This is a genomic window from Marivivens sp. ABH4_498 (assembly GCF_056160585.1).
Genome location: NZ_JBSWXL010000001.1, coordinates 655,969 through 682,080 on the forward strand (window position 1 = coordinate 655,969; position 26,112 = coordinate 682,080).

At 56.0% G+C, this 26,112-nt stretch carries 27 protein-coding genes; 15 read left to right on the forward strand and 12 right to left on the reverse strand.

All coding sequences use genetic code 11. The features are described 5' to 3' along the window. Window positions 1–7: 7 nt before the first annotated feature. The 10 genes from ACXAGA_RS03380 to coxB form a co-directional block, all read right to left on the reverse strand. Window positions 8–1,420: an FAD-binding oxidoreductase gene (locus ACXAGA_RS03380; protein WP_475116090.1), complete on the reverse strand. Its 1,413-nt coding sequence runs from the start codon at window positions 1,418–1,420 to the stop codon at window positions 8–10. Further along, entirely contained in the window at window positions 1,420–2,004 is a 585-nt protein-coding gene (locus ACXAGA_RS03385) for a GNAT family N-acetyltransferase (RefSeq protein ID WP_475116091.1), read from the reverse strand. Before ACXAGA_RS03385 ends, ACXAGA_RS03380 begins: the two co-directional genes overlap by 1 nt. After that, a complete protein-coding gene (locus ACXAGA_RS03390; RefSeq protein ID WP_475116092.1) occupies window positions 2,004–3,269 on the reverse strand; it encodes a M16 family metallopeptidase in 1,266 nt (421 codons plus the stop codon). The genes ACXAGA_RS03385 and ACXAGA_RS03390 overlap by 1 nt, the downstream gene beginning before the upstream one ends. Further along, window positions 3,266–4,663: a threonine synthase gene (gene thrC, locus ACXAGA_RS03395; RefSeq protein ID WP_475116093.1), complete on the reverse strand. Its 1,398-nt coding sequence runs from the start codon at window positions 4,661–4,663 to the stop codon at window positions 3,266–3,268. Before thrC ends, ACXAGA_RS03390 begins: the two co-directional genes overlap by 4 nt. A 3-nt stretch (window positions 4,664–4,666) precedes the next feature. Next, window positions 4,667–5,347 carry an SURF1 family protein gene (locus tag ACXAGA_RS03400; RefSeq protein WP_475116094.1) on the reverse strand — a complete coding sequence of 227 codons (681 nt, stop codon included), beginning with the start codon at window positions 5,345–5,347 and terminating at the stop codon, window positions 4,667–4,669. A 90-nt stretch (window positions 5,348–5,437) separates the two neighbouring features. Next, the gene (locus ACXAGA_RS03405) at window positions 5,438–6,250 is read right to left on the reverse strand and encodes a cytochrome c oxidase subunit 3 (protein ID WP_475116095.1); all 813 of its coding nucleotides are present in this window, start codon (window positions 6,248–6,250) and stop codon (window positions 5,438–5,440) included. Between the two features lie 24 nt (window positions 6,251–6,274). Then, complete coding sequence (locus ACXAGA_RS03410; protein ID WP_475116096.1) at window positions 6,275–6,871, reverse strand: cytochrome c oxidase assembly protein; 597 nt, start codon at window positions 6,869–6,871, stop codon at window positions 6,275–6,277. Then, window positions 6,868–7,071, reverse strand: a complete 204-nt coding sequence (locus tag ACXAGA_RS03415) for a hypothetical protein (RefSeq protein WP_475116097.1) — start codon at window positions 7,069–7,071, stop codon at window positions 6,868–6,870. The genes ACXAGA_RS03410 and ACXAGA_RS03415 overlap by 4 nt, the downstream gene beginning before the upstream one ends. Then, the gene (cyoE, locus tag ACXAGA_RS03420; RefSeq protein ID WP_475116098.1) at window positions 7,071–7,994 is read right to left on the reverse strand and encodes a heme o synthase; all 924 of its coding nucleotides are present in this window, start codon (window positions 7,992–7,994) and stop codon (window positions 7,071–7,073) included. The genes ACXAGA_RS03415 and cyoE overlap by 1 nt, the downstream gene beginning before the upstream one ends. Window positions 7,995–8,087: 93 nt before the next feature. Continuing rightward, window positions 8,088–8,978: a cytochrome c oxidase subunit II gene (coxB, locus tag ACXAGA_RS03425; RefSeq protein ID WP_475116099.1), complete on the reverse strand. Its 891-nt coding sequence runs from the start codon at window positions 8,976–8,978 to the stop codon at window positions 8,088–8,090. 185 nt (window positions 8,979–9,163) lie between these two features. Here coxB and tldD point away from each other — a divergent pair, with 185 nt between their 5' ends. From tldD to ACXAGA_RS03465, 8 genes are all read left to right on the forward strand, one after another. Further along, entirely contained in the window at window positions 9,164–10,585 is a 1,422-nt protein-coding gene (tldD, locus tag ACXAGA_RS03430; RefSeq protein WP_475116100.1) for a metalloprotease TldD, read from the forward strand. 78 nt (window positions 10,586–10,663) lie between these two features. Then, on the forward strand, window positions 10,664–11,800 hold the full coding sequence (dprA, locus tag ACXAGA_RS03435) for a DNA-processing protein DprA (protein WP_475116101.1): 1,137 nt from the start codon (window positions 10,664–10,666) through the stop codon (window positions 11,798–11,800). Window positions 11,801–11,898: 98 nt separating this feature from the next. Further along, window positions 11,899–14,493, forward strand: a complete 2,595-nt coding sequence (gene topA, locus ACXAGA_RS03440; RefSeq protein WP_475116102.1) for a type I DNA topoisomerase — start codon at window positions 11,899–11,901, stop codon at window positions 14,491–14,493. Between the two features lie 152 nt (window positions 14,494–14,645). Further along, window positions 14,646–15,350: a CoA transferase subunit A gene (locus ACXAGA_RS03445; protein ID WP_475116103.1), complete on the forward strand. Its 705-nt coding sequence runs from the start codon at window positions 14,646–14,648 to the stop codon at window positions 15,348–15,350. Continuing rightward, complete coding sequence (locus ACXAGA_RS03450) at window positions 15,350–15,976, forward strand: 3-oxoacid CoA-transferase subunit B (RefSeq protein ID WP_475116104.1); 627 nt, start codon at window positions 15,350–15,352, stop codon at window positions 15,974–15,976. The genes ACXAGA_RS03445 and ACXAGA_RS03450 overlap by 1 nt, the downstream gene beginning before the upstream one ends. Before the next feature lie 144 nt (window positions 15,977–16,120). After that, a complete protein-coding gene (locus ACXAGA_RS03455) occupies window positions 16,121–17,125 on the forward strand; it encodes a lysylphosphatidylglycerol synthase transmembrane domain-containing protein (RefSeq protein ID WP_475116105.1) in 1,005 nt (334 codons plus the stop codon). A 3-nt stretch (window positions 17,126–17,128) separates the two neighbouring features. Further along, window positions 17,129–18,418, forward strand: a complete 1,290-nt coding sequence (locus tag ACXAGA_RS03460; protein ID WP_475116106.1) for an FAD-binding oxidoreductase — start codon at window positions 17,129–17,131, stop codon at window positions 18,416–18,418. Next, window positions 18,415–19,149 (forward strand): SDR family NAD(P)-dependent oxidoreductase, encoded by a 735-nt coding sequence (locus ACXAGA_RS03465; protein WP_475116107.1) that lies wholly within the window; start codon window positions 18,415–18,417, stop codon window positions 19,147–19,149. Before ACXAGA_RS03460 ends, ACXAGA_RS03465 begins: the two co-directional genes overlap by 4 nt. A 10-nt stretch (window positions 19,150–19,159) precedes the next feature. Here the strand turns inward: ACXAGA_RS03465 and ACXAGA_RS03470 are convergent, their stop codons facing one another. Beyond that, window positions 19,160–20,587: a UbiA family prenyltransferase gene (locus ACXAGA_RS03470; protein WP_475116108.1), complete on the reverse strand. Its 1,428-nt coding sequence runs from the start codon at window positions 20,585–20,587 to the stop codon at window positions 19,160–19,162. 3 nt (window positions 20,588–20,590) lie between these two features. Further along, complete coding sequence (locus ACXAGA_RS03475; RefSeq protein ID WP_475116109.1) at window positions 20,591–21,427, reverse strand: lytic transglycosylase domain-containing protein; 837 nt, start codon at window positions 21,425–21,427, stop codon at window positions 20,591–20,593. 354 nt (window positions 21,428–21,781) lie between these two features. Between ACXAGA_RS03475 and ACXAGA_RS03480 the strand changes: the two genes are divergently transcribed. From ACXAGA_RS03480 to ACXAGA_RS03510, 7 genes are all read left to right on the forward strand, one after another. Then, window positions 21,782–21,967, forward strand: coding sequence for a Flp family type IVb pilin (locus ACXAGA_RS03480; protein WP_086451372.1), 186 nt, complete (start codon window positions 21,782–21,784; stop codon window positions 21,965–21,967). A 39-nt stretch (window positions 21,968–22,006) separates the two neighbouring features. Further along, the gene (locus tag ACXAGA_RS03485) at window positions 22,007–22,192 is read left to right on the forward strand and encodes a Flp family type IVb pilin (protein WP_086451371.1); all 186 of its coding nucleotides are present in this window, start codon (window positions 22,007–22,009) and stop codon (window positions 22,190–22,192) included. A gap of 29 nt (window positions 22,193–22,221) precedes the next feature. Then, window positions 22,222–22,407, forward strand: coding sequence for a Flp family type IVb pilin (locus ACXAGA_RS03490; RefSeq protein WP_086451371.1), 186 nt, complete (start codon window positions 22,222–22,224; stop codon window positions 22,405–22,407). A 27-nt stretch (window positions 22,408–22,434) separates the two neighbouring features. Next, a complete protein-coding gene (locus ACXAGA_RS03495; protein WP_086451370.1) occupies window positions 22,435–22,620 on the forward strand; it encodes a hypothetical protein in 186 nt (61 codons plus the stop codon). A gap of 185 nt (window positions 22,621–22,805) precedes the next feature. After that, window positions 22,806–23,696: a Flp pilus assembly protein CpaB gene (cpaB, locus tag ACXAGA_RS03500; protein ID WP_475116110.1), complete on the forward strand. Its 891-nt coding sequence runs from the start codon at window positions 22,806–22,808 to the stop codon at window positions 23,694–23,696. 172 nt (window positions 23,697–23,868) lie between these two features. Next, window positions 23,869–25,287: a type II and III secretion system protein family protein gene (locus ACXAGA_RS03505; protein ID WP_475116111.1), complete on the forward strand. Its 1,419-nt coding sequence runs from the start codon at window positions 23,869–23,871 to the stop codon at window positions 25,285–25,287. Between the two features lie 22 nt (window positions 25,288–25,309). Beyond that, window positions 25,310–25,972 carry an OmpA family protein gene (locus tag ACXAGA_RS03510; RefSeq protein ID WP_475116112.1) on the forward strand — a complete coding sequence of 221 codons (663 nt, stop codon included), beginning with the start codon at window positions 25,310–25,312 and terminating at the stop codon, window positions 25,970–25,972. Window positions 25,973–26,112 lie beyond the last annotated feature (140 nt).

Genomic DNA, 26,112 nt, shown 5'->3' on the forward strand with positions numbered 1-26,112 from the left:
CCTTTTGTCAGCGGGCCCTTAGTACTGCGCCGGGGTTCATAATACCTTGTGGGTCCAGCGCATCTTTGATCGCGCGCATCATCTGCAGCTTTACCGGATCCGAATATCGTTCCAGATCTTCAACTTTTAGACGCCCCACACCGTGTTCCGCGCTGACGGATCCGTTGTATTTGTGAACCAAATCATGGACGCATTTTTTCACGTCTCCACGCAAATGTTCGTATTCGGAACGGGATTTGCCTTTGGCGGGGAAGACGTTGAAATGCAAATTTCCATCGCCCAAATGCCCAAAGCAATTGACGCGGAAATCCGCGATGGCCGCTAAATTATTGCGGCCTTCGACAATGTAATCGGCGATTTTCGACAGGGGCACCGAAATATCATGCGACGACACGGAACCGATCCGTTTGTTCGCGGCCGGAATGCTTTCGCGGATGGTCCAGAAATCGTTGCGCTGTTGCTGGCTCTGGGCAATCATGCCATCTGTGACGATGCCTGCTTCGCTCGCTTCGACGAACAGGTTTTCCAACGCAGCTTGCGGATCCAACCCAGCCGGCAATCCAAGGTCAATCAAAACGCACCAGTCGGGATGGGTTTCAAATGGTTTGACCACCTGCGGCCCAACCTCATCCAAAAACTCCAGCCCCTGACGGCCAATCAATTCAAAGGCAGAGATTCCTTCGCCAATGCGCGCTTGCGCCATGGACAACAAATCCAAAGCCGCCGTCGGTGACGGAACGACCATCATCGCTGTGCCTTCGACCGATGGTTTCGGCACCAGTTTTAACGCGGCAGCCGTGATAATTCCCAATGACCCTTCGGATCCGATCATCAGATCGCGCAGATCATAGCCAGTGTTATCTTTGCGCAGTCGGGTCAGTCCATTCAGCACGTCGCCTTGGGCTGTCACGACCTCTAACCCCAATACCTGCGCGCGCGCGTTTCCATAGCGCAGGACATTCAATCCGCCCGCGTTGGTTGCCAACAGCCCGCCAATACGCGCAGACCCTTCAGAGGCGAGCGACAGCGGAAACAAACGGCCCGCGTCCGACGCTGCGGTTTGCACATCGGCCAAAATACAGCCCGCATCGCAAACCAGTACATTTTCAGTCGGAAACACATCACGAATCCGCGTCATACGTTCCATACTGATAACAATAGGAACAATGCCGCCTTCCATAATTTGGCCGCCAACGAGCCCCGTACCGCCTGCATAGGGGACAACGGCCAATGCACGGTCCGAACAGAATTTGACGACGGCCGCGACCTCGGCGGTGTCCACTGGTGCGACGACAACGCCCTGCCCCACATACCGCCCTCTGGGCTCCTCTAGGTATTTCGCGCTATCATCAATGACACGCAAGGAAGGCAACGCCGCTTTCAGCGCCGCCACGACGTCAGGAGTCGCAGAATTTAACATTAGGCAATAACCGCTTTACCGCGCCGGTCAGCGCGTAGATTTGCATATAAGACGTGGTTGCGCCAACGTCCGTTGATTTCCAGATAGCTTTGCGCCACGCCTTCGTATTTGTAACCGCAGTCTTCCAACAAACGACGCGAAGGCGTGTTTTCAGGCAAACAGCCCGCTTCGATCCGGCTTAGGTCCAGATCAACAAAGGCATAGTGAACCACGGCTGCAATCGCTTCGCGCATGTATCCCTGACGTGCGAATGGTTCACCGATCCAATAGCCCGTCGTGCCCGCCTGCGCAGGGCCGCGGCGGATGTTGTCCAGCGTGATGGCCCCCAGCAACTGATTATCGGACCGTCGGATCAGGAAAAACGGAACAGCCGTGCCGTTGGAATACGACCGCTGGGCCCAATACACACGGTTCGTAAACGCCTTGCGCGACAAATGATCGGGCGACCACGCAGGTTCCCACGGCGTCAGAAAATCGCGGCTTTGGACGCGCAGGTCGGCCCACGCGCGCCAATCACCGTGGTCAGGCAGGCGCAGTGACATCCGCTCGGTTTCGAGCTGAACCTTCCGACGCCGCCCCAACATTACGCGACCAGCCTTGCTTTTAACGCATCCAGATTGGGCGCTTGATCCGCAGGGCCGTATAGCGCCATCGCTTTGCCAGCTGGCCCCAGCAGACCACCTGCAAAATCACGCAGCACTTCGGTTGTGACGCCATCAATCAGCGCTGTGCTTTCTTCGATCGTTGGAACGCGGCCATGAATATGGATCATATGCGCCATCCGTTCGGCACGTGAAGACGGGCTTTCCAGCCCCATCAACAATCCTGCCTTCATCTGCGCACGGGCCCGTTCGATTTCAGCAGTGGACAAACCATCGGCGGACCGCTTGATTTCATCCACCGCGATCTGCGCAAGTTCCCCGATCTGCGCCGCCGAAGTCCCCGCATATAGCGTCATCATGCCAGTATCGGCATAGGCACCCGCTTGGGTAAAGATCGTGTAGCACAGACCGCGATTTTCGCGAATTTCTTGGAACAAACGGGACGACATGCCGCCGCCCATCGCAGTTGCATAAACCTGCGCGGTATAGATATCCGCGCCGCGATAATCTGGGCCTTCGAACGCCAATGCGAAATGCACCTGTTCCAGCGATTTCAGTTCGCGTTTTTCGCCGCCCTGAAAACGCGCAGGAACGATCACATTGCTATTTTCGTGTTTGGCCAGATGGCCGAATAACGCCTCGGCCTGTTTGACCAATGCGTCGTGATCCACAGCGCCAGCCGCCGATAGGATCATGCGGGACGGATCGTAATGTTCCGCCACAAAGCTGGACAGATCATCGCGTCCGAAATGCGACACACGTTCAGCAGGCCCCAAAATGGTGCGCCCCAACGGTTGATCAGGGTATGCGGCCTCTTGCAGCCAATCAAACACGATGTCGTCGGGCGTGTCGTAAGCCTGACCGATTTCTTGCAAGATCACGCCGCGTTCGACTTCGATCTCTTTGGGATCAAAGACGGAATTGTTCAGGATATCCGCGATGATTTCCAAACCCAGCGGTACGTGCTCTTCTAACACGCGGGCGTAGTAGGCGGTCATTTCGCGGCTGGTGTAGGCGTTGATATAACCGCCTACGTCTTCGATCATTTCGGCGATCTGTAGCGCGCTGCGCGTCTTTGTCCCCTTGAACGCCATATGTTCAAGGAAATGGGCAATCCCGTTTTGGTCCAGACGTTCGTGACGTCCGCCAACCAAAACCCAAACACCGATAGAGGCAGAATGCATGCCCGGCATGGCTTCGGTTACGATGCGCATGCCATTGGACAAAGTGTGGGTCTGTACTGTCAATGCGCGCGACGCTCCCGAATGATTGCCTGTAGGGCGGCTAGGTCGTTTGGTACCTGCGTTACCCGTTCCGCACGATCATATAGATCAGCCATACGCGGTGGAAGGGGTGGATAGACATCCGCTGCTTTTTCGACAGCTGCCGGGAACTTTGCAGGGTGTGCGGTGGCCAAGGTGATCATCGGCACCTCTGGGTTTTCGCCCTGATGTTCGGTGCCGACATGAACGCCAACAGCCGAATGCGGGCATAGCAATTCGCCCGAATGTTCCAACGCCGACGCGATGGTCGCATAGGTGGTTGGTTCGTCCACGGCGCCGCTGTCGTAATGATCGCGCAAAGCGGTCATCGCGTTTTGCGAAATGCGGAACGTGCCTTTGGTTTTCAATTCGTCCATCAGGCCCGCAACGGCCGCGCCATCGTGGTCATGCGCCCAGAACAGCGCGCGTTCGAAATTCGACGACACTTCGATATCCATCGATGGCGAAATCGACGGAGTCACACCGTGTTTGGTGTAATCGCTGGACTGCATACAGCGGTGCAGGATGTCGTTTTGGTTGGTCGCAATCACCAGACGTTCCACAGGTAGGCCCATTTGTTTTGCAATGAACCCTGCAAAAATGTCGCCAAAGTTACCCGTTGGCACGGTGAACGACACTTTGCGGTGCGGCGCGCCCAGCGAAACCGCCGAGCTAAAGTAATAAACGACCTGCGCGAGAACGCGGCCCCAGTTGATCGAATTTACGCCAGCCAGATGCACTTCGTCGCGGAATTCGAAATCGTTGAACATCTCTTTCAGCTTGCCTTGGCAATCGTCGAAATCGCCTTCGACGGCTAGGGCATGCACGTTCGATTCAACCGCAGTGGTCATCTGACGGCGCTGCACTTCGGACACGCGGCCATGCGGGTACATGATGAACACATCAACGTTGTCCAAACCGCGGAACGCTTCGATCGCGGCCGACCCTGTGTCGCCAGATGTCGCGCCCACGATGGTGATGCGTTTACCCGAACGTGCCAATGCGGCCTGCATCATCTGGCCGATGATCTGCATGGCGAAATCTTTGAACGCCAGCGTCGGGCCGTGGAACAGTTCCAACAAGAAATGGTTCGGCGCCAATTGCACCAAAGGCGCGCGGGCGTCGTGGCCGAAATCAGCATAGGCTTTGTCGATCAAGCCTTTGAATTCTTCGTCAGTGAACGTGTCGCCGATAAACGGTTTCATCACGGTGAATGCGATGTCTTCGTAGGATTTGCCCGCCATTGCCGCGATGTCATCGGCGGTAAAGGTCGGCACGGTTTCAGGTACGTACAGGCCGCCATCGCGGGCCAGACCGGTCATCATCGCCTCTTCAAAGGTCAGTGCAGGCGCCTGCCCACGAGTAGAAATGTAACGCATCTATCAGTCCTTCTTTGCGGCTTTGTTCGACCGATACACGAAATACCCTGTCATCGCCGCCCATACCAGCGCCAACAGGAACCAAGTGATCGCATATTCGCGGTGGTCGTTTTTAATATTGGATGTATCGACCGGAACCATCGTGATCCGGCGGTCGGGGTTATCGGAATCGCGCAGAACGACCATGAATGGTTCTGCCTGCAACACGTTCGCCATTGCGGCCGCATCACGGGCGAACCATAGATTGTTTTCCAGATCCGGCGCTGGCGATTTATCGGCGGCGTCATTGGGCCACAGCAAGTTACCAGTGATGTTTTGCGTCGCGATGTCAGGGTTCAGGCGTTTGCGGTCCAGCGGCATCACGCCCATGTCGACCATGACGCGGCGGCCCGTATCCGTTTCCCACGCCGAAATCACGCGGTATCCTGTGCCCGCAGCAGTGCCCGACGACAGAACATGCAGTTCGTCCCCCGTGGGCGTTCCCGTCATGCGAACGGACAGATATTCGTCGGTGCCTTCTTGTGGGTTCATCGGCAATTCGATGGGGCGCGCAGCAATACGCGTGTCCATTTCCGCCAGAATGTCCTGTTTCCAGTCTAGGCGCTGCATCTGCCAGACGCCCAGCCCCAGCAAAACGGCCAAGCCAGGAATTCCCAACAAAAAAACGAATAAATAACGACGCATCGTAACCCCTATTCATACGCAAAACGCGCAAGGCATTGCCCCGCGCGTTTGTTGTCTTGTCTTGGGCGGCGGGTCAACCCCGCCACAGCTTTAGAAGCCGCTCTGACCCCAAATGTATACAGCAACGAAGAGGAACAGCCACACAACATCAACAAAGTGCCAATACCAAGCTGCTGCTTCGAAACCAACGTGGCTCTCTGGGGTGAAGTGACCTTTTTTCGCGCGGATCAAGCAGACCAGCAGGAATACGGTACCAACCAGAACGTGGAAGCCGTGGAAACCGGTCGCCATGAAGAAGGTGTTGTAGAAGATGTCACCACCCAGCGACCAACCTTCGTGTGCGATCAGTTCGTAGTATTCGTATGCCTGGAACAGGGTGAAAACAGCGCCCAGCAGGATACCGATGGTCAGACCTTGGATCAGGTCTTTGCGGTTGTTTTCGTGAACCAGCGCGTGGTGTGCCCAAGTCACTGCAGCACCCGAACACAGCAGGATCAGCGTGTTGATCAGTGGCAGGTGGAATGCGTCAACCGTGTGGATTTCTGGTTTGACGTATTCGGTGCCTGCATATGTCCACATTGGGTACATGCTGGTTTTGAAGAACGCCCAGAACCAAGCCACAAAGAACATGACTTCGGACATGATGAAAAAGATCACGCCGTAACGCAGACCGATGCGCACAACAGGGGTGTGATCGCCTGCGATGTTTTCTTTGATGGTGTCAGCCCACCATGCGCCTGCCGAATACAGCGTCGCAACAAAGCCGATGAAGAACAGCCAAGGCATGTCGTTGGCCATCCACATGACCGCGCCGAACAGCATGATGAATGCTGCAACGGACGAAAGGAACGGCCAAATCGAAGGCGGTAGGATGTGATAGTCGTGGTTCTTAGCGTGAGCCATGTCGGTATTCCCTGAGGCTGGACTTTAGTTTGTCTGTGTTTCGGCCGGAGCCGCGTTGATTAATGCCGCGGTTTGTTCCTCCGGCAGCGGAATTTCGAAGAAAGTATAACCCAACGTGATCGTGTGTGTATACTTTGCATCGCGGTCGTCGACGATTGCAGGGTCGACGAAAAAGCTAACGGGCATCAGCACGGTTTCACCCGGCTGCAACACCTGTTCGGTAAAGCAGAAACATTCGATTTTGTCGAAAAAGCCGCCTGCTTCGTATGGGACAACGTTATATGTCGCCTGACCCGCAACAGGGCGGTCGGAAATATTCGTTGCCTCGTAATAGGCCAAAGCAGTTTGACCGATTTTCACGGTCATTTCGCGTTCAACCGGTTTGAAAGTCCACGCGAGCGATGGATCGGTCGACGCATCAAAACGGATGGTCATTTCGCGGTCCAATACGACATCACTACCCGCATCGGCCACGTCTGTGACGCCGCCGAAACCCGTTACAGCGCAAAACCAGCTGTAAAACGGCACCGACGCCCAAGACAGCCCGCCCATCACAAACACAACCGTCAGCAATTGCAGCACGGTGCGTTTGGGGCCCTGTACGTTTGGGAACAGTTTCATTGCTGCGCCTCCTCGGTCGGGATCAACGCAGGGCGCACAACATGGTCGTTTGCTTCAAACATTTTCGCGTCGCCCAGCTGCAGGACTTTGACCACAGTCAGGCCAAAAACCAGCGCAACAAACGCAATCAAAAGGATGAACACACCGTAGTTCTTTGACTTACGGCGGGTGTGCATTTCGTGTTCGACTTTAATCGTCATTACCAGCCTCCAAATCCGGTTGCCGGCAGAACCAGCAACACTGCGAAATGCAGGAACAGATAAGCCAAGGACACTTTGAACGCGTTCTTTTCAGCGGCGAAATTGTCGGCCTCTGCCTGCTCTTCGTCGCGGCGCCAAACCACAAAGCACGCTTTCAAGAACCACACATTCAGCGCCGCAGACACGGCCAGATATAGGGGGCCACCGATCGAGGTGAAGCCAATCGCCAGCGCAACCGGCACAAGTGCGACCATGTAACCCATGATGTTATTACGGGTGACGCGGCGACCATGCGTTTCGGTCAGCATAGGCACACCAGCGCGGCCGTAGTCCGATTTCACGAAAATCGCCAGCGACCAGAAATGCGGCGGGGTCCACATGAAAATCAGCGCAACCAGCAGCGTCGATTCAATGGTGATGTTGCCCGTCGCAATCGCCCAACCGATCATCGGAGGCAGCGCGCCAGAGAGGCCGCCAATCACGATGTTCTGCGGTGTCGAACGTTTCAGCCACATCGAATAGACAACGGCGTAGAAAAAGATGGTGAACGCCAGCAGGAACGCAGCCAGCCAGTTGGCGGCCAATCCCAGCAGGATCACGGAAAATCCCGACAGCGCCAGACCAACGGCCAAGGCTTCTTCGGGTTGAACCTTGCCCGACGGAATCGGGCGGTTTGCGGTGCGTTTCATGATGCGGTCAATGTCCGCATCCCACCACATGTTCAGCGACGCGGATGCACCTGCACCCACAGCGACGCACAAAATGCCAACAAACGCGATGAACGGATGGACCGGCACCGGCGCAACAATCAAACCAACAAGTGCGGTGAAAACCACAAGCGACATCACACGCGGTTTTAACAGGGCAAAGTAATCACCCAAACCGGCTTCGCGTGGCGTATCTTGCAAGCTAGCGTCCGTCATATCGAGGTCCAAGGTTTTGTTTGACAAAGGCGGCGGGGATCACCCGCCGCGCAGCTTTATCAGGTGGCGACCAAAGCCGCCCGAATTCCGCGATTACGCTGGGAATTCTTCTTTCGCAGTTTCCAGCCATGCGTCATAGGCTTCTTGGCTTACGACTTTGACGGTGATCGGCATGTATGCGTGGTCTTTACCGCACAGTTCCGAACACTGGCCAAAGTAGATGCCTTCGCGTTCCGCTGCGAACCACAGCTGTGCCAGACGGCCAGGAACAGCGTCTTGTTTGACGCCGAATGCTGGGATTGTCCACGAATGGATCACGTCTGCTGCGGTCACCTGCATCACAACGGTTGCGCCTACAGGAACAACAACTGCGGTGTCCGTTGCCAGTAGGAATTCATCTTCGGAGTAGCCGTAGGATGCCAGCAGTTCATTCATGCCTTCAGAGCGAACGAATGGTTCTGCTTCGATCGACGCAGGCATAGTTGCAGGGTGGCCCAGCATGTAGCTGTCGAACATCACGGCGTCATCAACATATTCGTAGCTCCAGTACCACTGGTAGCCGGTTACTTTGATGGTGATGTCACCTTCTGGGAATTCCTGCTGTTTGAACAGGATCGGCAAAGAGAACGAACCGATGACCACAAGGATCACGATCGGCAGGACGGTCCATGCAACTTCCAAAGGAGAGTTGTGGGTGAAGGTCGCTGCATTTGGGTTGGCGCGGCGGTTGTAGCGAACGATTACGAACGCCAGCAGCGCAACAACAAACAGTGTGATCGCGGTAATGATCACTAGCAGCATGCCGTCCAGCCACTGCAGATCGCGGGCTAGTTCGGTCGAAGCAGGTTGAAAACCTAATGCACCATCAACTGGTGCACCAACGATTTCCAGTCCCTCGGTCACATCTTGCGCCCGGGCGGCCATGCCGGCGAATACCATCGCAGCAGCTGCCGAAAGCTTGGTGGCAAAATTGGTCAGTCGCATTTTATACCCTGTGTCTTGTCGGGGCCAAAACCCCTCCCGTCTCGGAATGTCGCAAACAGATTTACGGAATCCCATTGTATCCAGCGAAGCATGTCACATATCCTGAGGCACAACTCAAGAACCCCAAGGGCGGCATATTGTCCTTTTTTTGACCTATATCAAAGCCGCCAACAGGATAGACGCCCATGCAAACCGACATTTTCCGCCCGTTTGACACCAATTTGGACATGGAATCGGCCCTTTCGATCGTCCAACAGGCCACGAACGGCGCTGATGACGGAGAGCTTTTTCTGGAACGCCGCCGGTCCGAAGCACTGGTTTTAGACGATGGTCGTATCAAAACCGCCAGCTATGACGCCTCTGAAGGATTCGGTTTGCGCGCCGTTCGCGGCGAAACCACCGGTTATGCCCATTCCACCACGATTTCCGAATCTTCGCTGAAACGCGCCGCACAAACCGCGATGCTGGCGATTGGCGCGGGCGGCGGCGTGTTGGCCGATGGACCGAAACCAACCAACCGTCATCTATATAGCGACGTTGACCCGATCTCTCAGGCGACGTTCCCTGCGAAGATCGACCTGCTAAAGGAAATCGACGAAACCGCGCGCCAGATGGACAAACGCGTCGTTCAAGTCACAGCGTCGCTTGCCGCATCATTGCAAGAGGTCGTGATCCTGCGCCCTGACGGCATTTTGGTCACCGACACCCGCCCAATGAGCCGCATCAACATCAGCGTCATCGTTGAAGACGCCAACGGCCGTCGCGAATCCGGCAGCCACGGCGGCGGCGGCCGCGAAGGACTGCTGGGCCTGATCACCCGCGACCACTGGGAACCTGCACTACGCGAAGCGTTGCGGATCGCCTTGGTCAACCTTGATGCTGAAGCCGCGCCAGCAGGTGTCATGGATGTCGTATTGGGCCCAGGCTGGCCCGGCGTTCTGCTGCACGAAGCGGTCGGTCACGGGTTAGAGGGTGATTTCAACCGCAAAGGCACCAGCGCGTTTTCGGGCCGCATTGGCCAACAGGTCGCTGCCAAAGGCGTGACCGTTCTGGACGATGGCACCATCGAAGGCCGCCGCGGGTCGATTACCGTCGATGACGAAGGCACGCCATCGGCCAAAAACGTCCTGATCGAAGACGGCATTTTGGTCGGCTATATGCAAGACCGCCAAAACGCCCGCCTGATGGGCGTCGAACCCACAGGTAACGGCCGCCGCGAAAGTTTCGAACACGCGCCAATGCCGCGCATGACAAACACCTACATGCTGGGCGGCGATTCTGACCCTGCGGCGATTCTGGCTGATCTCAAAGATGGCATTTACGCCGTCGGCTTTGGCGGTGGTCAGGTGGATATCACCAACGGCAAATTTGTTTTCTCCTGCACCGAAGCCTACCGCGTCAAAAACGGTCAGGTCGGCGCACCCGTCAAAGGGGCCACGCTGATTGGCGATGGGCCAACTGCAATGGGCCAAATTCGCGCCATCGGCAATGATATGGCGCTGGATCCGGGCATCGGCAACTGCGGCAAAGCAGGCCAATGGGTGCCTGTCGGCGTTGGCCAGCCGTCGCTGATGATTGGCGGCCTGACCGTCGGTGGTTCGGCCTAATTCGAATTAATTTATCTGCGTTTACGTCTGTTTAAGATTCGGATTGCTATCCAAGTCTTGCAACAGACGGAGCGCAGAATGCCCCCAGCATCACAGTCTTCTTTTCACCCCCAACTCCCACCCACCACGGAGGAAGACCGTTTTAATCGTCTTCGTCTGTTGCGATCACGGCGCGTGGGCGTGTCTACATATCATCGCCTTATGGCGGAACACGGCAGCGCCGCCGCCGCGTTAGAGGCTTTGCCACAAATCGCAGCCGCTGCTGGCGTGCGAAACTATGAAATCTGTCCCGAAGGCGTCATTCACGCCGAACTGAAATCGGCCCGCACTGCCAAAGCGCGGATGATTTGCATGGGCGAACCAGAATACCCAACGGATTTGGCGGACATCAACGACGCCCCTCCGTTTTTATGGGCAATCGGCAATGTCGACCTTTTACAGCGCCCGATGATCGCACTGATCGGCGCCCGCAATACATCATCACTGGGCACGCGGATGGCGCGCAAGCTCGCGACCGAAATGGCCGAGGCAGGCTACGTGGTTGTGTCGGGACTGGCGCGCGGGATCGATGCGGCCGTTCATTCGGTCACCGTCGAAAGTGGCACAATCGCGGTATTAGGCGGCGGCGTGGACGTTATATACCCGCAAGAAAATACCGATTTATTCCATGCGATCGGTGCCAAAGGGTTGCGATTGTCGGAACAACCCGTTGGCCTGCAACCCCAAGCCCGCCATTTTCCGGCGCGTAATCGGATCATTTCGGGCTTGTGCCGCGCCACTGTCGTGGTCGAAGCCGCGCAGAAATCTGGCAGTTTGATCACAGCAGAAACCGCATTGGCCCAAGGCCGCGATGTTATGGCCGTGCCCGGACACCCATTTGATGGTCGCGCAGGCGGCTGCAACGCCTTGATCCGCGATGGTGCGACATTGGTGCGCAGCGCCGACGATATTTTACAGGCCCTCGCGCCAATCGCACCGCAAATGCCGCTCGACTTACCTCAGCCCAAACCGAAACCGCAAAAACGCAGCTTGCGGGAAACCGCAGATTTGCACACACAGATCCTGTCGCGTCTTGGCCCATCGCCGATCGCCGAAGATCAGGTTTTACGCGATCTCAAACTGAACCCAAAACAAGGCGGACCGGCGATCGTGGATTTGGAATTGGACGGCCGCATTCAACGCCAACCCGGGGGGATGATATCGCTCTTGTCATGACGACCGTTTGACGCAATTAATTTTGATGCATTGACATTTCAAATGCATCGCACACATGTTGCGCCGCTATAGACCATGCTGTCGTTACAGGAGTCCCCATGCCAGTTGTTGTTGTCGAATCTCCGGCTAAAGCTAAGACAATCAACAAATATTTGGGACCGAACTATACCGTTCTGGCATCCTACGGACACGTCCGTGACCTGCCCCCCAAAGACGGTTCGGTTGACCCCGAAAACAATTTCGAGATGACTTGGGAGGTCGCAAACGACAGCAAAAAGCATGTCAAAGCGATTGCAGACGCCCTAAAAGACGACGACGAACTGATCCTCGCGACCGACCCCGATCGCGAAGGAGAAGCGATCAGCTGGCACCTGCAAGAGGCGCTGACCAAACGCCGCGCGATCAAAAAATCGACCGCCGTTAGCCGCGTGACATTCAACGCGATCACCAAAGCCGCCGTCACCGAAGCCATGCAAAACCCACGTCAGGTCGACGCGCCACTGGTCGAGGCCTATCTGGCCCGCCGTGCGTTGGACTATCTGGTGGGTTTCAACCTGTCGCCTGTTCTGTGGCGCAAACTGCCTGGCGCCCGTTCGGCTGGCCGCGTGCAATCGGTGTGCCTGCGTCTGATCGTTGAACGCGAAATGGAAATCGAATCCTTCCGCGCCCAAGAATATTGGACGGTCAAAGCAATGCTGGCCAACCCGCGCGGCCAAGCATTCGAAGCCCGCCTAACCCATTTCGCTGGCAAAAAGCTGGATAAATTCGACATCCCTGATGAAAATCAGGCCGCGATTGCCGCTGCCGCTATCGAACACCGCGACCTAAAGGTGACATCGGTCGAAGCGAAACCCGCCAACCGCAACCCATCGCCGCCCTTTATGACCTCGACCCTGCAGCAAGAGGCATCGCGCAAATTTGGCATGGGCGCGCGTCAGACCATGAACGCGGCGCAGCGTTTGTACGAGGCCGGTTTGATCACCTACATGCGTACCGACGGCATCGACATGGCCCCCGAGGCTGTCATGTCCGCCCGCGACGCGATCAAGGCAAAGTTCGGCGAAAAATACCTGCCGTCCAGCCCGCGCATGTACAAAAACAAAGCGAAAAACGCGCAAGAGGCCCACGAATGTATCCGCCCAACGGATATGTTTGTATCTCCCGAGGACGCCAAACTATCTGAATCCGATCAGAAAAAACTGTACGATCTGATCTACAAACGCACCATCGCCAGCCAGATGGCCGCCGCACAGATGGAACGCACAACCGTTGATATCGCCTCTGACGACGATCAGGTCGTTCTGCGCGCGACAGGTCAGGTCGTGTTGTTCGAAGGTTTCATCGCCGTCTACGAAGAAGGCCGCGACGACAGCGTTATCGATGACGACGACAAACGCCTGCCATTGCTGAACACGGGCGACAAGGCCGACAAAAAATCGGTCACACCCGAACAGCATTTCACTCAGCCTCCGCCCCGCTATACCGAGGCAACGCTGGTCAAACGCATGGAAGAATTGGGTATCGGCCGTCCGTCCACCTATGCGTCGATTGTGACCACAATTCAGGATCGCGATTACGTTCGCAAAGATAAAAACCGCCTGATCCCGCAGGACAAAGGCCGTTTGGTCACGGTGTTCCTGTCGAACTATTTCAAACAATACGTGGAATACGATTTCACGGCGGAACTGGAACACGAACTGGACGAAGTGTCGGCAGGCAATGTGGATTACCACAAACTGCTGGAAAAATTCTGGAAAGATTTTTCTGCTGCGGTTGCGGAAACATCCGAACTGCGGATCACCGACGTTCTGGAAAAAATCAACGAAGTCCTAGAGCCGCACCTGTTCCCAGCGAATGACGAAGGCACCGATCCGCGCCTGTGCCCAAACTGCGGCGCTGGTCGTTTGTCGATGCGCACCGCGCGTTCCGGCGGCGCGTTCATTGGCTGTTCGAACTATCCAGAATGCCGTTACACGCGTCCGTTCGGCCCTCCGGGTGCGGCAGATTCGGGTATTGGTCCAGATGGCAAATTGCTGGGCTACGATAACGAAGACAAAATCACGCTGCGCGATGGCCGCTATGGCCCCTACGTTCAGCGCGGCGATGTGACCGAAGAGGTGCCAAAACCGCCCCGCGCATCGCTGCCCAAAGGCTGGTCGCCCGAATCCATCGATTTGGAAAAGGCGCTGACCCTGCTGAACCTGCCGCGCGAAATTGGCCCTCACCCAGATGACGGCGTGATGATCGAGGCCGGATTGGGCCGCTTTGGTCCCTTCGTCAAACACGGCACCACCTATGCCAACCTCAAAGAGGTCGACGAGGTGTTTGAAATCGGCATGAACCGCGCAGTCGAAGTGTTGGCATTGAAAGCTGCGGGTCGCGGCGGACGTCAGGCTGCTAAGCCTTTGAAAGAGCTGGGAGATCACCCAGATGGCGGCGCAATGGCGGTGATGGAAGGCCGCTATGGGCCTTATGTCAAATGGGAAAAGGTCAACGCGACCCTGCCCAAAGATGTCGACCCGCAAGAGGTCACCGTCGAACAAGCGATCGAACTGGTGAACGAAAAGGCGGCGAAAAGCGGTAAGAAACGCAAAGCCCCCGCCAAAAAGGCCGCCGCGAAGAAACCAGCGGCGAAAAAACCGGCCGCCAAGAAAACTGCGGCAAAGAAAAAAACCGCAGAAAAAGACGAATAAGGCAGCGGGCTACGGCCCGCTTCTTTTTTGCGCTGCAGCTTTTTTCGCTGCACCACAGCAAAAATTTGACAACCGCATAAAAATCCGACCTAACTTGACCCTACGAGGGGGGACCGCCAGCCAATTTGGCCTAACCCAAAGAGGGGGAAGTTATGAATAAAATATTCGGAAGCGCATCCGAAGCCCTAGACGGTCTGTTGTTCGATGGCATGTTCATCGCATCGGGCGGCTTCGGCTTGTGCGGCATTCCTGAACTGCTGATTGACGCCATAAAAGAAGCAGGCACCAAAGACCTTACATTTGCATCCAACAACGCAGGCGTCGACGATTTCGGCATCGGCCTATTGCTGCAGACTCGTCAGGTCAAAAAAATGATTTCGTCCTATGTTGGGGAAAACGCAGAATTTATGCGCCAATACCTGTCTGGCGAACTGGAACTGGAATTTAACCCGCAGGGCACTTTGGCCGAGCGTATGCGCGCGGGCGGCGCTGGTATCCCCGGATTTTACACCAAAACCGGTGTCGGCACCGTCATCGCCGAAGGCAAAGACCATCGTGATTTCAACGGCGAAACCTACATCATGGAAGAAGGCATTTTTGCCGACCTTGCCATCGTCAAAGCGTGGAAAGCCGACACCACCGGCAACCTGATTTTCCGTAAAACTGCGCGTAACTTCAACGTACCCGCAGCGACTTGCGGTAAAATTTGCGTCGCCGAGGTCGAAGAGATCGTCGAAGCGGGCACCTTGGACCCCGATCACATTCACCTACCCGGTATTTATGTGCATCGCCTGATCGAAGGCGCACATGAAAAACGTATCGAACAACGCACCGTGCGCAAGGCGGAGGACGTATAATGGGCTGGGATCGTAATCAAATGGCGGCACGTGCCGCACAAGAGCTACAAGACGGTTGGTATGTGAATCTGGGTATCGGCATCCCGACGCTGGTCGCCAACTACATCCCCGAAGGTGTGTCGGTCACTCTGCAGTCTGAAAACGGCATGCTGGGCATGGGCCCGTTTCCGATCGAAGGCGAAGAAGACGCCGACCTGATCAACGCGGGCAAACAAACCATCACTGAATTGCCCCACACCGCCTATTTTGACAGTGCAACGTCGTTCGGTATGATCCGCGGCGGTAAAATCGCCATGGCGATTTTGGGCGCTATGGAGGTTGCCGAAAACGGCGATCTGGCGAACTGGATGATCCCGGGCAAGCTGGTCAAAGGTATGGGCGGCGCCATGGATCTGGTTGCGGGCGTTGGCCGCGTGGTTGTGGTCATGGATCACACCAATAAACACGGCGAATCCAAACTGCTGAAATCCTGCACCTTGCCTTTGACGGGCAAAGCCGTTGTAGATCGCATCATCACAAACCTTGGCGTTTTGGATGTGGTCGAAGGCGGATTGAAAATCGTCGAATGCGCGGATGGCGTGACCGAAGACGACATCAAAGCCGCGACAGAGGCGCAGATCGTCTAACCGATCACTAAGGTTATAAAAAACGGGGAAAACGGGCCTTCGGCCCAGAGGGGCACTGCTCCTCCCCCACTTTGGGCAAAAATTGTTTCCAATGCCGCAACAGGTTCACAATCCTGCCCCATTTTGTCGCCATAACAGCGGCAAATGACAGCAAACACCGCACATATCATGCCTCATACTGCGCAATCGAATCCGGCAAACCGCCGCTGGCGTGACATCGCGCTATTGGGCGGGTTGTTCGGGTTCGTCATCCTTGGCCTTGCGGGGCTTGCCGCCGCGACGGGGTGGGACGAAACGATTGCACAGCTGCGCAAATTGCAGGCGTGGCAGTTTATGGCCCTACTTGCGCTGAGCCTAGTGAACTATCTGTTTCGCGGCGGGCGCTGGCACATCATGGCGCAGAAACTGGGTCTACCAACGACATTCAGCCAAGATATTCGCCATTTCATTGGTGGTTTTGCCATGTCCGTGACCCCCGGCCGCGTGGGCGAATTGATCCGCATGCGTTGGATCAAACGCGAAACGGGTTGGGCCGTAGAACGTACCGCGCCGCTGGTCCTGATGGACCGCGCGTCCGATTTGGCGGCGATGGCGCTGATTTTGGCGATGGGGTTGGCATTGGGCACGGGCGGCGTGACCTTTGGCGCGCCTGTCGTTTGCGTGGCCTTGCTTGCGGCCTATGTGGCAACGCGCCCGACACTGCTGTCGGCGATCACGACCTATGCCTACCGCGCGACAGGCCTGTTCCCACGGCTTATGGTGCGTTTGCGCCGCGCTGCCCATTCGCTGACCGCATTTACGTCACCCAAAACGATGATCGTGACCTTAGGGCTGGGCCTGATTGGCTGGATCGCCGAAGGCATGGCGTTCCATCTGCTGCTGGTCTGGATGGGCGCGGACATCGGATTTTGGATGGCTGTGACCATCTTTACATTCTCGACGCTTGCGGGCGGCCTGACGGGTGCCCCCGGCGGCGTTGGCGGCGCCGAAGCCGCAATGATCGCCCTGCTTTCGCTGCAAGGCGTCCCGCTAGAAACCTCTTTGCCCGCGACGGCCATTATCCGTGTGACCACCCTGTGGTTCGCGATTGGTCTGGGGCTCATCGTATTTCCATATGCCGAACGGCAATCGATCAAACAGGCAATTTAAGACATGCAATGGAAGACTGACACCTACGCCGGTTGGGGCCGCGCCCTGACCGCTACGGGCGAATTGGCGCGCCCAGAACGGACCCGCAACATCACCGCCGAAGGCCCCGCAATCGGCAACCGCCGCAGCTATGGCGATGCGCCGCTGAATTCCGATGGCAAAGCAACAGACATGTCCCGCATGAACCGTATCATCGGGTTCGAAAACGGCATCGTACATGCCGAGGCGGGCGTGACGCTGGGCGAATTGACCCGCATTTACGCCAAACAGGGATACCTGCCGACAGTTATGCCCGGCACGGGGTTCGCCACAGTTGGCGGCGCGATCGGCATGGACGTGCACGGCAAAAACCATCACCACGCCGGATCATTTGGCCAGCACGTGACAGAAATCACACTGCGCACGGCGGATGGCGACAAAACGATCACGCCTGCCGATGATGCGCTATGGCGTGCAACAATCGGCGGTTTGGGCCAGACGGGTGTGATCCTGTCCGCCAAACTAAAGCTGTCGCCAATCAGCGGGGGCCAGATGAAAGTGACGGAAACCCGCGCGGCAAACTGGGAACAGCATATCGAACGGCTGGACGCCAGCACGGCGCCCTATTGCGTGGGCTGGATCGATGCCACCGCCAAAGGCGACGCCATGGGCCGCGGCATCATCGAAGAGGCACAGGTAACATCCGGCGAATACGATGCGCCGAAGGGCGGCAAAAAGGTGCCTTTGGATGCGCCCAGCTTTGCCCTGTCGAAACCAATCGTGAAACTGTTCAACACGGCCTATTACAACCGCGTCCCCGCCGAAGGCCGCACCGTGAACCGCAGTTTCGAACAGTTCTTTTTCCCGCTGGATAAAGTGCAGGACTGGAACAAACTGTATGGCAAACGCGGGTTCCACCAGTTTCAATGCGTGGTGCCGACCAATCAGGTCGACGCGCTAAAGGCGATGTTAAACGCGATCGCGGAATCGGGCCTTGCGTCACCTTTGGCGGTGCTGAAACGCATGGGCCCTGGTCGCGGCGGCATGATGTCTTTCCCGATCGAAGGGTACACCTTGGCCGTTGATTTCCCAGCCCGCGACGCAGCAAAGGACCTGATCAAAGAATTAATCACCCTGACCGCAGCCGCCCAAGGCCGCATCTATTTCGCCAAGGATAGCATGGCCACACCCGCCGCAATCGCGGGTATGTATCCCGAACAAACCGATTGGGCGAACGCGGTCAATGCCACCGACCCCGACCACACATTCGCAACAGACCTGACCCGCCGCCTGAACCTAAGAGGTGAAAAATGAACAATACTTGGATCATCTTGGGCGCGACATCGGCCATCGCCCGCGCGTTTATTCGTGCCGAGGCCGAAAAAGGCGCATCTTTCATTCTGTGCGGCCGCGATACCGACGACATGGCTGCAACTGCCGCCGATGCGCAAGCGCGCGGTTCAGCCGAAGCGCAGGTGTTGCCGATCGACGTCCGCGCGCCGGAAACCTTTGCGCCAGTAATCGAGGCCGCAAAGACCATCGTCGGGACCATCAACTGCGCTGTTTTCGTGGGATCGATGCCGGAACAGTCTGAAATTGACGCCGACCCGTCGTTGATCGACGGCGTTGTCACCGACAGCTTTACCGGCCCTGCGCATTTCCTGACGCAGCTGGCGCCCATCATGGAATTGCGCGAACAGGGCACCATTGTTGGCGTTGGGTCCGTTGCGGGCGACCGTGGCCGATTGGGCAACTATGTCTACGGCGCGGCCAAGGCCGGATTTGCCACGTATCTGTCGGGCCTGCGCAACCGTTTGGGCCGTTCGGGCGTGCACGTGATGACGGTGAAACCAGGGCCTGTGGATACGTCGATGACTTGGGGTATGAAAATGCCCGCGATGACAACGCCAGAGGCCGCCGTTGCCGACATCCTAAAAGGCGTCTCAAAGAAACGGAACGTGATCTATACCGCGAAAATCTGGTTCCCGATCATGACGGTGATCAAATTGATCCCCGAACCTGTGTTCAAAAAGCTATCGTTCTAGGGCCTGTGCCCTAGAACCCAAACCACTGCTGCCACAGCCCTGCTGAATAGAACATCAGCGAAACAGTGATCAGCAGTAGGCCGATACCCCGTTTATCCTTTAGCGCGAAAACGATCGGGTCATAGTCCTGTTTGCCATACCAGCCCAATCGCACCATCCGGTTAAGCCATGCAAAAATCGGGATCAGCGCCACCCACAGCAGCCATCGCGACGGATACAGCGATTGCGCCTGATCGCTAAACGAATACAGGAAAAAGATAACCAGCGCGCCGACCATGCCCAACACTGCGACGTTTAGCAAATCAGGCCGGTCGGGGCGTCCGTACCCGCGCCCCGGCAGACGGTTATCATCAACAGCCAGCGTCAATTCGGTCAGGCGTTTCACACAGCCCAACGTGACGAAGATCGGGAAAATAAAGATCAGCATAAAGACCGATGCATCAACCTGCGATGCCGCCGCGCCCGCAACCACGCGAATGGTATATAGCGACGCAAGCGTGAAAATATCGATCCAACGCAGGCGTTTTAGTTTCAGCGAATAGGCAAGCGACAGGATCATATACAAAACGACCACGCCAAAGAATGCCCAGCCCAAAAACGCGCCGATCAACATGGATGACAGGCCCAACGCGGCACATACGATCATGCCCGTTTTGATCGGCACGGTGCCCGCCGCAAAGGGACGTTTACATTTTTTGGTGTGTAGACGATCTGCCTCTAGGTCCAGCAGGTCATTCACAATGTAAATGCAGGATGCGGCGAACGAAAATGACATCATCCCCAAAAGGATCAGGCCAATGGTTTTCAGATCGAATTGGTGCGCCGCGATCATCGGCAAGAACAACAAGACGTTTTTCACCCACTGATGGGGACGCATTGCGCGGATGATCTCTGACGTTTTCTGTTCGGCCGGAATATGCGTGACACGGTCGGCTGCGTAATGATCGGCTGCGCCTTTGGCACCCCCAACAACAATTGCGCGATCCGATTTGTCCCATATCGCGACATCAACAGGATGATCGCCTGCATAATCAAAGCCGCCTTCGCCAAACCGTTCGACCAGTGCCGCGGCTTTGTTCGAACCTTTTAGATTATGACCATCCTTGGATCCGATCGCACCATCGAAACCATAGTGATCGGCGACGGCTTGAACCAAACGTTGATCAGACGCGCTGGCGAGGATCACAGGGCGCCCCTGCGACTGCGCGTCTTTCGCCATGGACAAAACATCTGCGTTCACCGGCAGCAGGTCCACACGGATGGGCGCAATTTCATAGACGACCGATTTTAACGCGGCAGGGTCGCGAAACAGGCGAACCGCTGCTTTGATCGTTTGCGGTGCGTCCGTACCCAGACCAGCCCAGAAATTTTCGTACAACATATCTGTACGCAGAAAAGTGCCATCAATATCCAGCACCAAAGGCTTTTGTTCGGTCACGGGTCAGTCTCCGTTCAAATTAAATACGCAGCCGTCTGTCATTAGTTCAGGCGGCGTTTTGCATAACGCCCGCGCAACAAACCACGCGGCCAGTACTTTGGGTACATAGGCGCGTGTTTCGGGGAAATTGGGCACGCCCGAATGATCCCAAATGGAACCTTCGCCAGCGTTATAGGCTGCAATGAATAAAATCGGGTCGTCTTCGAATGTGTCGATCAGCCAATCCAGATAGGCAACGCCGCCTTTTATATTGTCGGCAGAGTTCAATGGATCAGCGACATCAAACCGTGCGGCCGTATTAGGCATCAATTGCATCAAACCTTGGGCGCCTGCGCGACTAACGGCGCGGCTGTCGCCTGCGCTTTCGACGGCGATGACAGCCAGAACCAATGCCGGCGACACGCGGGTGCCAATTGTTGACACCATAATATCTGTGCCATGAGCCGAGGCGATTTGGTGCAACGCGGCCAACCGCGGCGGTGTCATGGCGCCGTCTGGCGCGGATTGGATCGTATCCATCGCCGAAATTAACCGTCCTGGCGCGGTCGCGCTTAGGTCAGGGGGGATCGCATCCCAGAACCACGATAGTTCGGACACACGCGGCACAGCACCAGACACACTGCCGGTCTGGGTTCCTGCTGCCAGAGGCGCGGCGGGGACGGACGGACCTGACGGGGCAGACGGTTGGATCTGCACATTTATGCGACCCGTTGTTGCGCCCGCCTGAGGCACCGAGATTCGTTTAAACGTAAAATCAGGCTGCAAACGATGGCTTTCGGCCATGGCCGAAGCAGCGGTGACGACCGCAAAAAACGTGATTCCTAATAAACGCCGCTTCATGCGGGGCTGCCCTGCCTATTCTTTTTTCAAAATGCTTAGCGAAAAAAGCGGCCAATTTCTACTCAATGTGAAAACAATAGCCCCGCAGCGGGCAAATTGGTCACTTTTCCGAACCCAATTATATACGTACGTATAATTATTATCATTATTTTACCCTTTTAGATCAGTCATTTATACGAAATTTCCCCTAAAAAGGGCGATGATGCAAAAATGCACGAAACCTGCCCAAATCCCGCCCCATTCCACTGGCTATATCTCCTCATCCGAAACGGGAACTGCACCAATAAGAGGCCGGTGCGGGATGATCCGATAGGTACCAAACTGAGCGATTTAACCCCCTGAGGAGGGACTGACATGCTGAACTACATCAAAAACTTCCGTAACGACGAAGACGGCGCTGTAACTGTAGACTGGGTTGTTCTGACCGCAGCTCTGGTTGGCATCGGTATCGCAGTTATTTCGACCGTATCCGGCGGCACCACCGCAATGGGCGACAAAATGTCGACCATGCTGGAAGCACAGAAAACCGCGACTTACTAATTCAATCAATAATTACAGCTGAATAGACTGGACAAGATTATGCTTAACTTCATCAAAAACTTCCGCAACGACGAAGACGGCGCAGTAACTGTAGACTGGGTTGTTCTGACCGCAGCTCTGGTAGGTATCGGCATCGCTGTTATCTCGACTGTTTCCGGCGGCACCACCGCAATGGGCGATAAAATGTCGACCATGCTGGAAGCACAAAAAACCGCTACTTACTAATCTGAACACCTGATCTAAGGATTAAAAACATGCTTAACTTCATCAAAAACTTCCGCAACGACGAAGACGGCGCTGTAACTGTAGACTGGGTTGTTCTGACCGCAGCTCTGGTTGGCATCGGCATCGCAGTTATCTCGACCGTTTCCGGCGGCACCACCGCAATGGGCGACAAAATGTCGACCATGCTGGAAGCACAGAAAACCGCTACTTACTAATCGTAGTCCGACACACGTAGCCAAGCTATGAACAAATGGCTCTGCTCACTGTTCCAAGACGAAGACGGTGCCGTGACTGTTGACTGGGTGGTACTGGTCGCGTTCCTCGTAGGCTTGGGCATTGCGATTGTGTCGTCGGTCGGCAAACAACAGACAGCATTAGGTGACAACGTTACCTCTGGCATGTCGTCGATTGCGGACAAGTACTACTGATTGGAAAAGATAAAAAATGGCCGTCCTGATATCGGGGCGGCCATTTTTACGTTTTGGATTGTTGCCATTCAGGACAAAATTCCCCACCAATGACGGCACAATGCCGCTAAATCGCCGCAATTGACCTGCAAATAGGAAACAATAAAACAGGCGATCCGTTTCGACGGACATGAAAGGAATTCACCATGCGCTCCGCATTTGGACTGGTACTGGTTCTTGGTCTTGGGTTGGCAGGTTTCGCCGTCTACATGGTCAAAGGCTATATCGACGAACAAGAAATGCTGCGCGCGATGGAACGTGCTCAGGTCGCGGAACAGATCCCTACGGTGGAAATCGTCGCGATCAACAAACCCCTGCCCTATGGGTCCACCCTGACACCCGAAGACGTGCAATTGATCCAATACGCAGAACCCTATCTGCCCGAAGGCGTCTTTCGCACGATCGAAGAGGTTTTCCCTCGCGGCGCCGAAGCGCCTCGTGTTTTGACGCGGGCCATGGAAAATCTGGAACCGATCTTGGCCGCCAAAGTGACTGCGCCTGGTGAAAATGCCGGTATCCTATCGCTTTTGTCCCCGAACATGAGCGCCTATGCCATTCGTGTGGACGTCGCATCCGGCGTTTCGGGCCTGCTGCGTCCCGGAAATATCGTAGACGTATACTGGAGCGGCCGGATGGACGACCAAACCGGTTTCGGATCGACCAAAGAGGTGACGCAGCTGATCCAGCCGAACATGCGCATTATCGCCATCGACCAGAACACCGACACCAGCTTCGACACAGGCACCATCGCCCGTACCGTCACAGTCGAAGGCACCCGCAATCAGGTTGCCGCTTTGACGCTGGCGCAGACGACCGGCAATTTGTTCTTGGCGCTTGTGGGAACATCTGCCGATGCAATCGCGATGGATGACAGCGAAGGGCCGATCGTCATCGACCAAAACGCGCTACTGGGCATCGAAGAAGTCGCCCCAGTCGTCGAAGAAGTCGCACCCGTCGTCGAAGAAGAAAAGGTCTGCACCACCCGCGTGCGCCGCGGCGCCGACGTGATCGAAATGGAAATTCCCTGCACAAATTGACGTGCAAAACCGCGAACGCGCCGGCCTCTGGCGCGTTTGTGTTGCGACTTTTCCACAAAATCAGCCGTTCATTGTGCATTGATTCTTGCAAAAAATGCTTTTTCGGCGCAGGGTTGCACAAAAGACGGGTAAAAACATCCGCAACCGGCAGTGATCCAAGAGGCAGGTCACAATGACATGTAAAAGAATATTTGCGGCTGTTTTGACCAGCCTATCCTTGGCATTTACCACAATGCCGGGCTTTGCTGTGGCTGAAACGCTGCGCGTAATGTCGGGGTCCACTTCCTCGGCTTTGATGGTTCCTATGAACCGTGCGGTTGTTGTCGAAAGCGACACACCATTCACGGAACTTTCCATCGCAAACCCAGGCATCGCCGACATTTCGTCGCTGTCTGACCGGACAGTTTACGTTTTGGGCAAAGAGCCAGGCCGCACCACGCTGACGCTATTGGGCGCGGACGGACGGCTCATTACCAACGTCGAAGTTCAGGTAACCCCTGACATCACAGAATTCAAAGAACGCGTTCAGCAAATCTTGCCGGGCGAAAACATCGAAGTGCGTACCGCAAACGACGGTATCGTTCTGTCGGGCACCGTCACATCGGTTGCCGCGATGGACCGCGCTGTAGATCTGGCCCAGCGTTATGCACCCGACCGCGTTTCCAATTTGCTAAGCGTCGGCGGATCGCAACAGGTCATGCTGCGCGTCCGTTTCGCAGAAATGCAGCGGTCTGTTTCCAAATCCCTGTCGTCTTCGCTGGGCATCTCGGGTTCGACCTTGGGTGACAATCTGGGCATTCTGGGCGGCGGCAACGCACTGAACACATCCGACGCATTAAGCAGCGCGCTAAGCGGTTCCAACATCGGCGGCGGCGACGCAAACGGCGCCGTTATGTTCGGCTTTAACGCTGGCGGATTGGAAATCGGCCTGCTGCTAGAAGCATTGGAAGAACGCGGCGTTGTGCGCACCCTAGCAGAACCAAACCTGACGGCCCTATCCGGCCAAGAGGCGAAATTCCTAGCAGGTGGTGAATATCCTGTTCCCGTCTACGACGGATCGCAGATCGCGGTTCAGTTCAAACCATTCGGTGTTGAATTGAACTTTATCCCTCGGGTTGTGGATGGTGACGTCATCAACCTAGAGCTAGAGGCCGCCGTATCGTCGATCGACACCACCAACACCGTGGTTCTGGGCGGTTATGAAATTGATGCGTTCCGCAAACGCGAAACATCGACAACTGTGATGATGCGCGACGGCGAAAGCTTTGCCATTGCGGGCCTACTGTCTGACGATTTCCGCGACCTGAACGGTCAGGTGCCGTGGTTGGGTGATATTCCAGTGCTGGGCGCATTGTTCCGCAGCGCGGAATATGAACGCCAGCAAACCGAACTGGTCATCATCGTCACCCCGCATCTGGTATCGCCAACCCGCGGCGAAGCTTTGTCGCTGCCGACCGACCGCGTGGCACTGCCTACAGAACGTGAATTGTTCCTTCAGGGCCGCGTGACAGGCCGTACACCGACATCGGGCGCCGCAGGCGAAGTTGCACGCCAGGACTTCTCGGGGTCTTATGGTTACGTATTGGATTAATGGGGCAATGCAGGGGACAGGTATGAAACGCACCATCTTCATCACCGCAGCTGCGGCCACATTATTGACCGCTTGCGGCAATGCAGACGTCAGCATGGCATCGTTCTACCGAGAGGTCGGATCGGGTCTGGATGATGGGGCCTTTGGCTCTGCCACGATGAACAACACGTTAATCCAGACGGGCCAACAGTCCTATGCCATCAACCTGAACCGCCGTTTCGAAGCCGAAGTTCCAACCACGATCAACTTTGCGTTCAACTCGACCGCACTGGATGATCAGGCACGCGCTGTCCTACAGGCGCAGGCGCATTTCATCCGCCAGTTCCCAGAGGTTCGTTTCAAAGTGTACGGTCACACCGATCTGGTCGGCGGGGCTGGATACAACAGACAGCTGGGCCTGCGCCGCGCGGAAACAGTCGTATTGTATCTACAATCGCTGGGTATCGAACGGTCCCGCCTAGAGGCTGTTGTGTCATTTGGCGAAACCCAACCACTGATCGTGTCCGAAGGCCGCGAACGTGCAAACCGCCGAACCGTGACCGAAGTGTCCGGGTTCGTCGAAGATAACCCAATGGTTCTAAACAAAGATTATGCCAATATTATCTTCCGCGAATATATCCAAAGCGCCACAGCACGCACCGGATTGACCGGCATATCGGGGTCCGAAGTGGCCACAGAGCAGTAAAAAATCACAAACGCAGGGCGAAATAATCCCTGCGTTTTTTTGTGATCGTTCCCGAATTCCGCACAATTGCAGCCTTTCGGCCCCATTTCGGTCACGTTTCCCAGCCAAATTTCAAACAACGAAACAGGTCTTAGTGATTC

Coding starts and splice junctions, on each gene's coding strand:
- ACXAGA_RS03380 (WP_475116090.1), bottom strand. CDS start 1,420: ATGTTAAATTCTGCGACTCCTGACGTCGTGGCGGCGCTGAAAGCGGCG.
- ACXAGA_RS03385 (WP_475116091.1), bottom strand. CDS start 2,004: ATGTTGGGGCGGCGTCGGAAGGTTCAGCTCGAAACCGAGCGGATGTCA.
- thrC (WP_475116093.1), bottom strand. CDS start 4,663: ATGCGTTACATTTCTACTCGTGGGCAGGCGCCTGCACTGACCTTTGAA.
- ACXAGA_RS03400 (WP_475116094.1), bottom strand. CDS start 5,347: ATGCGTCGTTATTTATTCGTTTTTTTGTTGGGAATTCCTGGCTTGGCC.
- ACXAGA_RS03405 (WP_475116095.1), bottom strand. CDS start 6,250: ATGGCTCACGCTAAGAACCACGACTATCACATCCTACCGCCTTCGATT.
- ACXAGA_RS03410 (WP_475116096.1), bottom strand. CDS start 6,871: ATGAAACTGTTCCCAAACGTACAGGGCCCCAAACGCACCGTGCTGCAA.
- ACXAGA_RS03415 (WP_475116097.1), bottom strand. CDS start 7,071: ATGACGATTAAAGTCGAACACGAAATGCACACCCGCCGTAAGTCAAAG.
- cyoE (WP_475116098.1), bottom strand. CDS start 7,994: ATGACGGACGCTAGCTTGCAAGATACGCCACGCGAAGCCGGTTTGGGT.
- coxB (WP_475116099.1), bottom strand. CDS start 8,978: ATGCGACTGACCAATTTTGCCACCAAGCTTTCGGCAGCTGCTGCGATG.
- tldD (WP_475116100.1), top strand. CDS start 9,164: ATGCAAACCGACATTTTCCGCCCGTTTGACACCAATTTGGACATGGAA.
- dprA (WP_475116101.1), top strand. CDS start 10,664: ATGCCCCCAGCATCACAGTCTTCTTTTCACCCCCAACTCCCACCCACC.
- topA (WP_475116102.1), top strand. CDS start 11,899: ATGCCAGTTGTTGTTGTCGAATCTCCGGCTAAAGCTAAGACAATCAAC.
- ACXAGA_RS03445 (WP_475116103.1), top strand. CDS start 14,646: ATGAATAAAATATTCGGAAGCGCATCCGAAGCCCTAGACGGTCTGTTG.
- ACXAGA_RS03450 (WP_475116104.1), top strand. CDS start 15,350: ATGGGCTGGGATCGTAATCAAATGGCGGCACGTGCCGCACAAGAGCTA.
- ACXAGA_RS03455 (WP_475116105.1), top strand. CDS start 16,121: ATGACAGCAAACACCGCACATATCATGCCTCATACTGCGCAATCGAAT.
- ACXAGA_RS03460 (WP_475116106.1), top strand. CDS start 17,129: ATGCAATGGAAGACTGACACCTACGCCGGTTGGGGCCGCGCCCTGACC.
- ACXAGA_RS03465 (WP_475116107.1), top strand. CDS start 18,415: ATGAACAATACTTGGATCATCTTGGGCGCGACATCGGCCATCGCCCGC.
- ACXAGA_RS03475 (WP_475116109.1), bottom strand. CDS start 21,427: ATGAAGCGGCGTTTATTAGGAATCACGTTTTTTGCGGTCGTCACCGCT.
- ACXAGA_RS03480 (WP_086451372.1), top strand. CDS start 21,782: ATGCTGAACTACATCAAAAACTTCCGTAACGACGAAGACGGCGCTGTA.
- ACXAGA_RS03485 (WP_086451371.1), top strand. CDS start 22,007: ATGCTTAACTTCATCAAAAACTTCCGCAACGACGAAGACGGCGCAGTA.
- ACXAGA_RS03490 (WP_086451371.1), top strand. CDS start 22,222: ATGCTTAACTTCATCAAAAACTTCCGCAACGACGAAGACGGCGCTGTA.
- ACXAGA_RS03495 (WP_086451370.1), top strand. CDS start 22,435: ATGAACAAATGGCTCTGCTCACTGTTCCAAGACGAAGACGGTGCCGTG.
- cpaB (WP_475116110.1), top strand. CDS start 22,806: ATGCGCTCCGCATTTGGACTGGTACTGGTTCTTGGTCTTGGGTTGGCA.
- ACXAGA_RS03505 (WP_475116111.1), top strand. CDS start 23,869: ATGACATGTAAAAGAATATTTGCGGCTGTTTTGACCAGCCTATCCTTG.
- ACXAGA_RS03510 (WP_475116112.1), top strand. CDS start 25,310: ATGAAACGCACCATCTTCATCACCGCAGCTGCGGCCACATTATTGACC.